General features: G+C 52.3%; 12 protein-coding genes. 8 read left to right on the top strand and 4 right to left on the bottom strand.

What is annotated here, in order from left to right:
* Together PEL01S_RS27515 and PEL01S_RS27510 are read right to left on the bottom strand one after the other, a co-directional pair.
* A partial coding sequence (locus PEL01S_RS27515; RefSeq protein ID WP_164824325.1) for a DEAD/DEAH box helicase occupies positions 1 to 1201 on the bottom strand: 1201 nt, incomplete at its 3' end.
* A gap of 151 nt (positions 1202 to 1352) precedes the next feature.
* The gene (locus PEL01S_RS27510; RefSeq protein WP_063182528.1) at positions 1353 to 2066 is read right to left on the bottom strand and encodes a YhcN/YlaJ family sporulation lipoprotein; all 714 of its coding nucleotides are present in this window, start codon (positions 2064 to 2066) and stop codon (positions 1353 to 1355) included.
* Between the two features lie 294 nt (positions 2067 to 2360).
* On the opposite strand from PEL01S_RS27510, the gene coxB reads away from it, so the two are divergent.
* From coxB to PEL01S_RS27480, 6 genes are all read left to right on the top strand, one after another.
* Positions 2361 to 3368, top strand: coding sequence for a cytochrome c oxidase subunit II (gene coxB, locus PEL01S_RS27505; protein ID WP_127462521.1), 1008 nt, complete (start codon positions 2361 to 2363; stop codon positions 3366 to 3368).
* 69 nt (positions 3369 to 3437) lie between these two features.
* Entirely contained in the window at positions 3438 to 5249 is a 1812-nt protein-coding gene (gene ctaD / locus PEL01S_RS27500; protein ID WP_174807020.1) for a cytochrome c oxidase subunit I, read from the top strand.
* Positions 5246 to 5869: a cytochrome (ubi)quinol oxidase subunit III gene (locus tag PEL01S_RS27495; protein WP_010500527.1), complete on the top strand. Its 624-nt coding sequence runs from the start codon at positions 5246 to 5248 to the stop codon at positions 5867 to 5869. The genes ctaD and PEL01S_RS27495 overlap by 4 nt, the downstream gene beginning before the upstream one ends.
* Complete coding sequence (locus PEL01S_RS27490) at positions 5870 to 6184, top strand: cytochrome C oxidase subunit IV family protein (protein WP_010500528.1); 315 nt, start codon at positions 5870 to 5872, stop codon at positions 6182 to 6184.
* A 121-nt stretch (positions 6185 to 6305) separates the two neighbouring features.
* Complete coding sequence (locus tag PEL01S_RS27485) at positions 6306 to 7175, top strand: cytochrome c oxidase assembly protein (protein WP_127462519.1); 870 nt, start codon at positions 6306 to 6308, stop codon at positions 7173 to 7175.
* Positions 7176 to 7221: 46 nt separating this feature from the next.
* Entirely contained in the window at positions 7222 to 7683 is a 462-nt protein-coding gene (locus PEL01S_RS27480) for a DUF420 domain-containing protein (RefSeq protein WP_063182527.1), read from the top strand.
* An 82-nt stretch (positions 7684 to 7765) separates the two neighbouring features.
* On the opposite strand, the gene PEL01S_RS27475 is transcribed toward PEL01S_RS27480, so the two are convergent.
* On the bottom strand, positions 7766 to 8452 hold the full coding sequence (locus PEL01S_RS27475) for a class I SAM-dependent methyltransferase (RefSeq protein WP_127462518.1): 687 nt from the start codon (positions 8450 to 8452) through the stop codon (positions 7766 to 7768).
* Between the two features lie 93 nt (positions 8453 to 8545).
* Positions 8546 to 9466 (bottom strand): sugar phosphate isomerase/epimerase family protein, encoded by a 921-nt coding sequence (locus PEL01S_RS27470; RefSeq protein WP_127462517.1) that lies wholly within the window; start codon positions 9464 to 9466, stop codon positions 8546 to 8548.
* Between the two features lie 275 nt (positions 9467 to 9741).
* Here PEL01S_RS27470 and PEL01S_RS27465 point away from each other — a divergent pair, with 275 nt between their 5' ends.
* Positions 9742 to 10392: a helix-turn-helix transcriptional regulator gene (locus PEL01S_RS27465; RefSeq protein WP_127462516.1), complete on the top strand. Its 651-nt coding sequence runs from the start codon at positions 9742 to 9744 to the stop codon at positions 10390 to 10392.
* Positions 10393 to 10426: 34 nt separating this feature from the next.
* Positions 10427 to 11173: a J domain-containing protein gene (locus tag PEL01S_RS34835; protein ID WP_174807019.1), complete on the top strand. Its 747-nt coding sequence runs from the start codon at positions 10427 to 10429 to the stop codon at positions 11171 to 11173.
* The last annotated feature ends 31 nt before the right edge of the window (positions 11174 to 11204 follow it).

Genomic DNA, 11204 nt, shown 5'->3' with positions numbered 1-11204 from the left:
GCCCGCGCGCTGCGCCCACTGCCGCATCCGCGTCGCCTCTGCGCCCGCGTACCGCGCCTTCACCCGCGTCGCCACGCTCCGCCGCCGCTTTGCCCGACCGCTTCGCGATCGTCGCTTTAATGCCCCGCTCGATCTGCTCCAGATACATCGCATCCCGCTGCGCGGCGAACGTAAACGCTTTTCCCGTCTGCCCTGCGCGTCCCGTCCGCCCGATGCGGTGAATGTAGCTTTCGGCATCATGCGGGATGTCGTAGTTGAACACATGCGTGATGCCTTCGACGTCGAGCCCGCGCGCCGCGATATCGGTCGCTACGAGCAGCTGGATTTTGGCCTCGCGAAACCGCTTCATGACCTGCTCGCGCTTCGCCTGCGTCAAATCTCCGTGCAGCTCGTCGCACGAATACCCGCGTTCCGCCAGCTCGTTCATCAGCTTGCTCGCCCGAAGCTTCGTACGGCAAAAGATCATCGCCAAATACGGATTTTCTTCGTCGATCAATTTACAGAGCGTTTCCAGTTTCCCGCGGTCCGTGGTCTGAATCACGACCTGCTCGATTTCGTCCAGCGTCACGCGTTTCGATTTCACTTCGATTTCAACCGGCTGCCGCATATACTCTTTCGCCAGCTGACGGATGCGCGGAGGCATCGTGGCCGAGAACAGCAGCGTCTGTCTGCGGCTAGGGGTCACCGAAATAATCTCCACGACCTCAGGCAGGAAGCCCATGTGCAGCATTTGATCCGCTTCGTCCAGCACGAGAACGGACAGCTTATGAAGCTGCACCGTTTCACGACGCAAATGATCGAGTAGCCGTCCGGGCGTCGCTACAATAATATGTATATTTCCTTCCAGCTTGCGGATCTGGCGCTCGACATCCTGCCCTCCGTAAGCGGACAGCACGCGCAAGCCTTTGAGCGGAGCCCAGCGCTTGATTTCTTCCGTAATTTGAATGGCAAGCTCGCGGGTCGGGGTAACGATCAGCGCCTGCACGTTCGGGTTGGCGGGATTGATGTTTTCCAGAATCGGCAGCGCAAAAGCCAGTGTTTTGCCCGTGCCGGTCTGTGCTTGAGCGATGATGTCGTGGCCGGCAAGAGCGACCGGGATCGCCTCGCTTTGAATCGGCGTCGGCTCGTTATATCCATGTTTCTGCATAGCCTCGGCCAAGTCGCTGCCGATCCCGAGCAGGGCAAAATTATTTTTCTTCATTATATTATCTCCCCGTAATTCGAATTATTCTTCTAAGAGAACCTTCAATTATAAATGCAATTCTACAGGAACCCGCGGCAAAAAGAAACTGCACGGGGCTGAAAAAGCCGGGTGCAGCATGCCTTACGCCAATGCGATGACGGGACCCGGCTCAATACTCGCGGCCGTTCCCTTCCGCTTGGTTAGGAACCGTAACGTCCGTTCCGAACGTCCGATCCATCATTTCCGTGAATTGGGCGCGGTACGGCTCCAGACTTCTTCCGCTCCAGCTGTCCTGTGCCATCCGGTTGAACGAGTTGACGACGATGCGGTTCGCCGAAATATAGACGTCATGTACCGTCGGCTGATTCAGGCGGATTTTTTCCGCAATCTTTTGCTTGAACAAATGCGACAAATGCTCGTGGTGCATCTCCGTCTCTCCGCCGCTGCCTCCGCTGATCAACTGGTCGGACGGGGCGTAATCGCTTTGGTCGCCGTACGTGCTGTACAGCCCTTTTACCAAACCGTAATTATTCGTTTCCGTCCCTTTGCCTTCGCCCCCACGCGTTCCGCTGGCAGTGCTGTCCATCGTGATGGCGACATAAGCGGTGTTATCGCCCATCATGACGATCGCGCTGCTGACCCCGTCCATTGCGGCCACCTGATCGGACAAATGCTGATTCATCTCCAGTTTGGTTACTTTGTGGGAAACGGGGGAATACTGCTGCTGAGTTTGATAAGCTCGCGACGTGTCCTGCCTTGGCATATCCCGCTTGCTGCCGTAATTCTGGGCGCTGTTGTAATCGTACCATGAAAAGCAGCCGGTCATCGTCATGGCGAGGCCCAAAGCCGCTGCCGAACCGATCCATCGGAAATAACGCATCATGAGTGCCCTCCTTTTAAAATCTCCTTCTTAGGATTGATTATCCGGGACGATTTATGCGCAGGAAAGCGGGGTCCAAATGATGCATAAAAACACCGCTATATGGAAATAACCAAGTAGAGGCGAAAACGCTTAATCCCTAGCAAATAAAGAGTTCCGAACAATTTGTGAACTTCTTCAGATTCATTGACAAAAAACGGGTCCGAATTTATAGTTAATATGGTGATTAGGTTCATTGACAAGTTATGACCTATGTTGATCGAAAAATATTTGCTTTATAAGGTGGGATTGATTAAGATGATTCGATGGCAAAATCTGTGGCGGTTCATCCCTCTTTTTGGGTTGATGATGTTGCTGTTAACGGGGTGTGGAGACCAGACGATTTCCGCCTTAAAGCCAAGGGGGCCGGTCGCCAGAGATCAGCTGTTCCTCATGAAGCTCAGCTTCGGGATCATGCTTCTGGTTGTCGTGGTCGTTTTTGTACTTTATCTGTACGTCTTGGTCCGCTTCAGAAAGAAAAAAGGCGACAAAGACATCATTCCGAAACAGGTAGAAGGAAGCCATACGCTGGAGATTATTTGGACGGTTATTCCGATCATTTTGCTTCTCATTTTGGCCGTTCCTACCGTACAGTACACATTCAAGCTTTTGGAAGACCACAGAGACAACAAAGAAGCGCTGCATGTTAAAGTGACGGCTCACGCCTTCTGGTGGCAATTCGAATATCCGGAGTTGGGGATCGCAACAGCCCAAGACTTAGTCATTCCGACAAACAAAAAGATCGCCTTCGAATTAACCGCTTCCGATGTGAAGCACTCCTTCTGGGTTCCGTCGCTCGGCGGTAAAATGGATACGAACCCGGGTAATACCAACGTATACTACTTGCAAGCAGATGAAGTGGATGTCTTCAAAGGAAAGTGCGCGGAGCTCTGCGGCGCCTCTCACTCCTTGATGGACTTTAAAGTGAAATCGATGGATCAAGCCGATTTCGATCAATGGGTCACCAAAATGAAAACGCCTGCTTCCGTTCCGGCCGATGCGCAAAAAGGTGAACAGATCTTCAAAGACAACTGTTTGTCCTGTCACGCGGTTAATGCACAGGGACTCGGCGCGGGTCCGAACCTGAACGGCTTTGCTTCCCGTGAGCTCGTTGCTGGCATTTTGCCGCACAACGATGAAAGTTTGAAGCAATGGATTTCCGATCCTCAATCGGTGAAACCGGGCAATAAAATGCCTCAAGTCGGATTGAAGGACGACCAAATCAATGATGTAATCAAATACTTGAATTCGTTGAAGTTAAAGTAACGAGCATCGCGGAAAAAGGAGGTTTATACGGTGGCTCACGGACACACGGCAAAACGGTACACCGGGCTGATGGATTGGCTTACCACGGTGGACCATAAAAAGATCGGAATTTTATATTTGATCGCGGGCGGGATCTTCTTCCTGATGGGCGGCATTGAGGCCATCTTGATCCGGATTCAGCTGCTTTACCCCGATCAGAAAATCTTCTTCGGAGATACGTTTAACCAATTGACAACCATGCACGGCACGACGATGATCTTCCTTGCGGCGATGCCGGTCATCTTCTGTTTTATGAATGCGATCGTACCGCTTCAGATCGGAGCCCGCGACGTAGCGTTCCCATTCGTGAACGCACTGGGCTTCTGGTTGTTCTTCTTCGGCGGATTGCTGCTGAACACCTCGTGGTTCCTCGGCGGCGCGCCGGCAGCGGGCTGGACGGCTTACCCGCCGCTTGCAGGCATCATTGATCCAACCGGAGTGTTCAAAGGCGTAGACTTCTACGTTCTCGGCTTGCAGATCGCAGGTCTCGGTACACTGATCGGGGGGATTAACTTCCTCGTTACGATTATCAACATGCGTGCGCCAGGCATGACTTACATGAGAATGCCAATGTTTACTTGGGCCGCGTTCATTACTTCTTTGCTCATTCTTTTCGCTTTCCCGGCCATTACGGTAGGACTTGTCGAATTGATGTTTGACCGGATTTTTAGCGGCGCTTTCTTTGATGTGGCGAAGGGCGGTAACCCGGTGCTTTGGGAACACCTTTTCTGGATTTTCGGGCACCCCGAAGTTTACATCTTGATTTTGCCGGCGTTCGGTATCATTTCGGATATCGTGTCGACGTTCTCGAAAAAGCGTTTGTTCGGATATAGCTCCATGGTATTCGCTACGGCTCTTATCGGATTTTTGGGCTTCATGGTATGGGCTCACCATATGTTTACGACAGGGATCGGTCCCGTCGGGGATGCGATCTTCGGGGTCGCTACGATGGCGATCGCGGTACCGACCGGGGTTAAAATCTTTAACTGGCTGTTTACGCTGTGGGGCGGTCAAATCCGCTTTACGACGGCTAACATTTTCGCAACGGCATTTATTCCGACGTTCGTTATGGGTGGTGTGACCGGGGTTATGCTTGCCGTACCGGCAGCCGACTTCCAATACCACGATACGTACTTCGTCGTAGCTCACTTCCACTACGTTATCGTCGGCGGTCTTGTCCTCGCGTTGTTCGCGGCTTCGTACTACTGGTGGCCGAAAATGTTCGGCCGCATGCTGAACGAAACGCTTGGTAAAATTCATTTCTGGACTTTCTTTATCGGGTTCCATATGACGTTCTTCCCGCAGCACTTCTTGGGCTTGATGGGGATGCCGCGCCGCGTATTTACGTATCAGCCGGGCGTCGGGCTTGAACAAGGGAACTTTATCAGTACCATCGGCGCGTTCCTGATGGGAATCGGTACGATCGTCTTCCTGATCAACTGCTTCTCTTCGCTGAGAAAACCGGTTACGGCTCCTGCAGATCCGTGGGACGGCCGTACGCTGGAGTGGACGATTCCTTCGCCACCGCCGGAGTATAACTTCAAGCAAACGCCTCTGGTTCGCGGATACGACGCGTTCTGGAAAGAGAAAATGGCAGGCAACAAAGAAATGACGCCGGCCGAACCGATCGGTTCGATTCATATGCCGTCGCCATCGATTCTGCCGATTCTGATGTCTATCGGTTTGTTTATTGCAGGGTACGGCTTTATGTACCATACGTATATTGTTAGTATCCTCGGTATCGGCATGACGTTAATCTGCATGTTCTTCCGTTCCGTCTACGATGATCACGGATTCCATATCGAGCCGGAGGAGTTAAACGATAAGGGGGCGAAGGCATGAGTGCAGCACATCATGAAGCAGGCGGCGCTTTGCCACCTCACGCCGAAACGGCAACTTTAGAAGGCAAAAATAAAGTTATGGGCTTCTGGCTGTTCCTTGGCGGCGAATGCGTACTGTTCGGTTCGCTCTTCGCCTCCTTCATCGCACTTCGCAACCAAGTGCCGGACGGCCCAACGGCTCAGCATTTGTTCACGCTTGATTTGGTCGCATTGTCGACATTCATCTTGCTTACCAGTTCTTTGACCAGCGTGTTCGCCACTATGGCGCTGCACCGCAATCAGTTCCAAAAGCTTCAAGCCTGGATGGCCGTCACCGTATTGCTCGGCCTCGCCTTCCTGGGCCTTGAAATTTACGAGTTCGTACACTATGTCAACGAAGGTCATACGTTCTCGAAAAGCGCGTTTGCTACCTCCTTCTATACGTTGGTAGGCTTCCACGGCGCTCACGTTGCTTTCGGCGTTCTGTGGATCTCGCTTTTGATCATCAACGGCTTCAAAAAAGGCTTGACTGTAGTCACGGCGCCCAAATATTACGTCGCCGGCTTATACTGGCACTTTATCGACGTCATTTGGGTATTCATCTTTACGGTCGTATACCTGATGGGGAAGGTGGGTCCATAAATGAGCAACCAACACCATTCGTCGTCTGCCGGTGATCGTCACCGTTTGGAAGGTCCGAAAAATCACTACATCTCGTACATTATCTCCATCGTGCTCACGATGCTGGCATTTGCCGTCGTGCTGTACGGCGGGTTGGACCGTTCGTTTATCCTGTTCTTTATCGTCGGCTTGGCGATTGTACAGATTATAATCCAATTGGCTTACTGGATGCATATGAAAGACCGGGGACATCTCTTCCCGATTGTCGGATTGGCATTCGGTGCGTTTATCGCATTAACCGCGGTCATCATGGCCGTTTACTGGGTTTGGTGGTAGGATAGAGGAGAGAGGAGGCAGCGTTACGTATGCCCCTCTCTTTTGCGTAACGACAGACATTTTCACGATTTCGACACAATTCCCGGCACAAGAACCGGGTTGGGAAAGGAGCATAATCGTCTTGGACCCTACGATGTCCCATGGAGGGCACGAAACCGGCCCTACGTTTGCTGCATTATGGAGCCCCGGTTTTTTGCTGCTGTTGATTGTTGTCGGTGTATTATATACGCTTGCGGTAGGCCGCTGGCGTAAAGACTTTGCGGATAGCGAGCCCGTCGAATTGAAGCAAAAGCTGTGGTTCTTGTCCGGACTGGCTTTATGGTATGCGGCGGAAGGAAGTCCGCTTTCCTATTACGGCCATCACTACTATTTCAGCGTTCATATGTTCCAGCAGTCCATTCTGTATCTGGTCATGCCGCCGTGCTTGCTGCTCGGGCTGCCAGGGTGGCTGCTGCGTCCCGCGTTGAAAGGTCAGGCGGCCAAACGGATCATGCGTTTCTTAACGAATCCGCTGCTATCGCTGTTTGTATTTAACTTCATCTTCTCCATGTATCACATTCCGATGATCATGGATGCCTTGATGGCCAACCCTGCAGCGTTGTTCGTCTATAAAATCTTTTTCCTGCTGGCCGCCTTCCAAATGTGGTTCCCGGTATTTTGCCCGCTGCCGGAGTATAATACCTTGTCCGAGTTAAAACGGATGGCGTACATTTTCGTGAACGGGATTTTGCTGACGCCGGCCTGTGCGTTGATTATTTTCGCTAATGATCCAATGTACGCGATGTACTCGGCCGTTCCGGAGCAGCTGTTGCTGCTGCCAATGCTCGATGATCAGCAGCTTGGTGGCGTCATCATGAAGATTGTGCAGGAAATTGTGTACGGCATGGCTTTGGGCTATACCTTTTTCCGTTGGTATCGGAGGGAGCGCAAGCAGGACGACGAGCTGCCCGATGAGCCTTATTTTCCGGCAGGGAGCGCCAATCGGGCCTAATCGGTAATGTGGAATGTTTATTGCGAAGTGAACGGGTGGGATACACGTGAAAATAGCGATTTTGCCAACGATCAGTACATCTTTTATAGTAATTAGCGCTATCTTTGTCGCGTTCGGCTGGTACCACATTGTGAAGGGGAACCGGGAAACGCACCAAAAGCTGATGCTCTGGGGCTCGGGATTTGCGCTGGCATTCTTTCTGATTTATGCCAGCCGGACGATCTTTATCGGCAACACGTCCTTCGGCGGCCCGGAGAACTTGAAGCTGGCTTATCATCTGTTTTTGTTTTTCCATATTACGCTCGCGACACTCGCAGGTGTTTTCGGCATTGTAACACTGCTCCATGCGTTCAATAAGAGGTTTGCCAAGCACCGCAAAATCGGCCGTTGGACGGCAGTCATGTGGCTGCTGACGGCGCCGACCGGCGTGGCCGTGTACATTTTGCTCTATCTGATGTACCCGGGCGGGGAGACGAAGCCGATGATTGATGCGATTTTGGGGCTGTAGGTCGTTGCTAACTAATAAGAGGCTGTCTGTCCGAGAAGAATGCTTCTCGGGGGGAACAGCCTCTTTGCCTTGCCGGGAACGCTTAATAATGCTTGAACCAGATGCCGGCGCATTCGGGAACGGTCGTCCAGCCTTTTGCGGTGACTTGGGAGGCCACTTCTTCGCCGAAGAAAAAGCGGGTCAGTTCTTCTGCTTCACTCAGACTCTCGAATGTATAATCCGAGCGAATCCATTGGTGGGTAAAGCCATACTGCCGCTCCAAAGCCGCATAATAGTTCAAGAGAAAATTGGGCGGATTCGGCGTTTCGAAGCCTGTGCCCATCGTTTCGAAGATGATCACGGTTCCGCCGGGACGAAGCACCCGGTTTATTTCCTGCAGGATGCGCTCCAGGTTGGACGACCACATCGGCTCGTTGCTGTTCGCCAAGTAGCCCAGGCTCCACCCGGAAACGATTAAGTCTGCGCTCGCGTCCTGCAAAGGGAGCTCGCGGTGATCCGCGACGACCGTGTGCAGGCGGGGACGGTCCGCTTCGGCGATGCGCTCCTTCAAGACATCCAGCATCGCGGCGGATGCATCGGTTGCCGTCAGCGACCGGGCTTGTCCGATTAAGACGGACGACAACCTGCCGCTTCCGGCGCCCAGATCGACGATGTCGAGACCTGCGAACGGCTTGATGGAATGCACGATATGTGCCAGTTCGGGTTGCTTGCTGATTAAGCGGTGGTAACGCCCCGCTTGCTCGGCATAAATTTGATCATGATTTGGCATAAGTACCTCTCCTTCATCGTATGTCGTTGCACCGATAGCGTACACCTTTCCGTTACGTGAAGGTCAAGGGGAGAGCAAAACCCGTTTGTGCATTCATTCACTTGGAACCGGGTTGGACTTCTTCATTGAGGTTTGTAGCAGCCGTTCCGTTCGGGCATAAAGCTCAAGCAGCCGATTGCGGTCGATGAGATTGGCTTTGTGCTCGAAGGTGACGTGAAACCGTTCGTTCCGCTGTGCCAGGTAGGCGAGATAGGCGTAGGCGTCGCCGAAGCGGTCGTCATCGTCGTGCTCCGGCAGAACGGGAAGATGATGAATGAATCGGTCCGCTTCGTACCGGACGTTGCTGTAATGGACCAAATAAACATACGGCGCTACGGCTTCAAGCCAACGCAACGGCTCGACATTGTGAAACGCTTTTGCAGAAATATCCAGCCGCGACGTATCCACAACCAGCCCGATCTCCGGGTGCTCCCGGAACATCGTCGTGAGCAGCTCCTCATGCTCTCCGCAAAAATCATGCTCCAATACGATACGCTGCCCATAGCGGTGTTGAAGCCCGCAAAGCGTATCAAACAATCGGAGGGAAATATCCTTAAGCTGAGCCGCATCGAGCTGATCGGCTTCATAACGCTCTTCCGGCTTCGGCATGTTGGCGAAAACCTGCTTCGTTTCCCATGGGAATATCGGCACAAAAGGATAATGAAACAAAATATAATCGGCGCCATATTCCGCTGCTATACGGACTTCGCTTTCTACGTGGAGCAAGGCTTCTTCCCGCTCCTCGCGGTCTATGGAAGTGATCCGCGGGAGCTTGTACGGCTGTCCGCCGAAAACCGGCGTATGTATGCCAAAGGAAAGCCCCTTCTCTTTACAGACTTTCGTTGTATACCATAAGCTTTCGTTATCACGATACTGGCAAATTTCAATACCGCCAATCGCATCAGAACCGAAACGCTCCATATCCTCTTCACTGAATGCATGCCACATGCCAATCTGCAATCTTCTTCGGCTCATGCCCCGATCCCCTTTTAATAGATAAAATGATAGGTAGTGCATATTTTACCATTTCCCCGTGTGGTTTCCCATTCGTACGATAAAATGGTCTTCACCGTCGAGAGTTGTACTTAATATAATGACATAGATTTTGGGATGAACAATGATTCGAACAAGTTTCCTATAGACAAAAAAGTTTACCGTGTACAAATTTATTCCTTTAGGTATATAATGGTGAATAATGGAATCGCTCGGGAGATCGAATGAATTGATTACAATCAGGCAGGTGAAAAAGCATGATAAACATTCGAAGCTTGTATCAAGAGGACCGCTCAACACGGAGAGCGCTTTTGATTTTGCTAAAAAAGTGGGGAAAAATCAGCATTCAGGAAGCGGCCGAGCAGTTGGGCATATCGGGGGTGGCCGTTCGGCGCCATATTCACGAACTGCAAAAGGATCAATATGTGCAGACAAACATCCAACGTCAAAGCGCGGGGAGACCGACGTATTTATACAGCCTGACGGAGAAGGCCGGGGCTCTGTTTGCGAACGGCTATGATGCGATCGTCAACGATTTGCTCGACGAAGTGAAGGATGAATTCGGGGATGGTCAAGTCAGCCGCTTGTTCCATCGGCGGAGAGAGAAATGGCTGCAGAGACATGAGGATACGTTTCGAGGCTTGGATTTGGAGAAACGGGTGGAGAGGCTGGCCCAATTGCAAGAGCAGGAAGGATACATGGTTAAAGTAGAAAAAAGAGGAGACAGAACTTTCGTCTTCGAGGAAGCGAATTGTCCGATCTATCAAGTGGCTGTCCGCTACCGGCAGGCTTGCCAATGCGAGCTGTCGCTGTTTCAAGCTCTGCTCGCTGCGCCCGTTGCGCGCACGGAATGTATAGCCGATGGCGGGCGGAAGTGCCGGTATACGATCAATTCGGGTCAGGCCTAGAGTTGGAAGCGGAAGAGGAGTGCAAATGGATAATATGAAGAAGAATCGTCGCGATCCGGAGATCATTACGGTGACGGACGACCGGCTGATTCCGGTTGTGGCTGCGCTAACGAATTTGACGGAAAGCTGGAAGGCTCAGCTAAGCAAAGGCGCCGTCAGTCTGCCGATGGCTGTGCAGATCGGAAAGAAGCTCAGCCATGACCGGCAGCAGGCCTTGCTGGAGTTTTGGGAGGATACCCGCTTGCCCGACAAATATATGAATAGAGCGCTTCATGCCTTTGCGCTGAACATGCCGGATTGGGCGGTGCATCAGGTCATCCGTATTTTCCGTCTCACAGAGAAGATCAAAGCTTCGATGGTCATGCTGAACGATTGGATGGACCGGTTCGACGCGCTCTACGAACAGTTCGAACACGAATTTTGGGAAGGGGAATGGCCCGGTGCGGAGGATGAGCTGGAGTCGTACCTCGATAAGCTGGAAGCCGATTTTCAGGAGCTGTACCGGCAAGCATCGGACGAGAAAAAGTCGTATAACCGGCATTACGGGGATAGCTCGTCGGACTCTGCGAGAGATTCTGCGAGAACGGCCGGGCCAAGCAGGGGACCGGTATCCTTTCCGGCGCTGATTGGCGCTGCGGACGACGCCTCGCCCAAGGAGCTGAAGCAGCGCTACCGGACATTAATGAAAAAGCTTCACCCCGATCACGGCGGCAGCGCTTATTTGTTTGATTGGGTCAAGCAGGCGCACGACCACTATATGCAGGGTAAAGCAAGCTTGTGAATAAGGGACCAGCCGTCACGGCAGCAGGTCC

This window comes from Paenibacillus elgii NBRC 100335 (genome assembly GCF_004000865.1).
In the GTDB taxonomy this organism is placed as follows: domain Bacteria; phylum Bacillota; class Bacilli; order Paenibacillales; family NBRC-103111; genus Paenibacillus_G; species Paenibacillus_G elgii.
The sequence above is the reverse complement of the archived record's forward strand: the minus strand, read 5'-3'. Positions and strand labels throughout refer to the sequence as shown.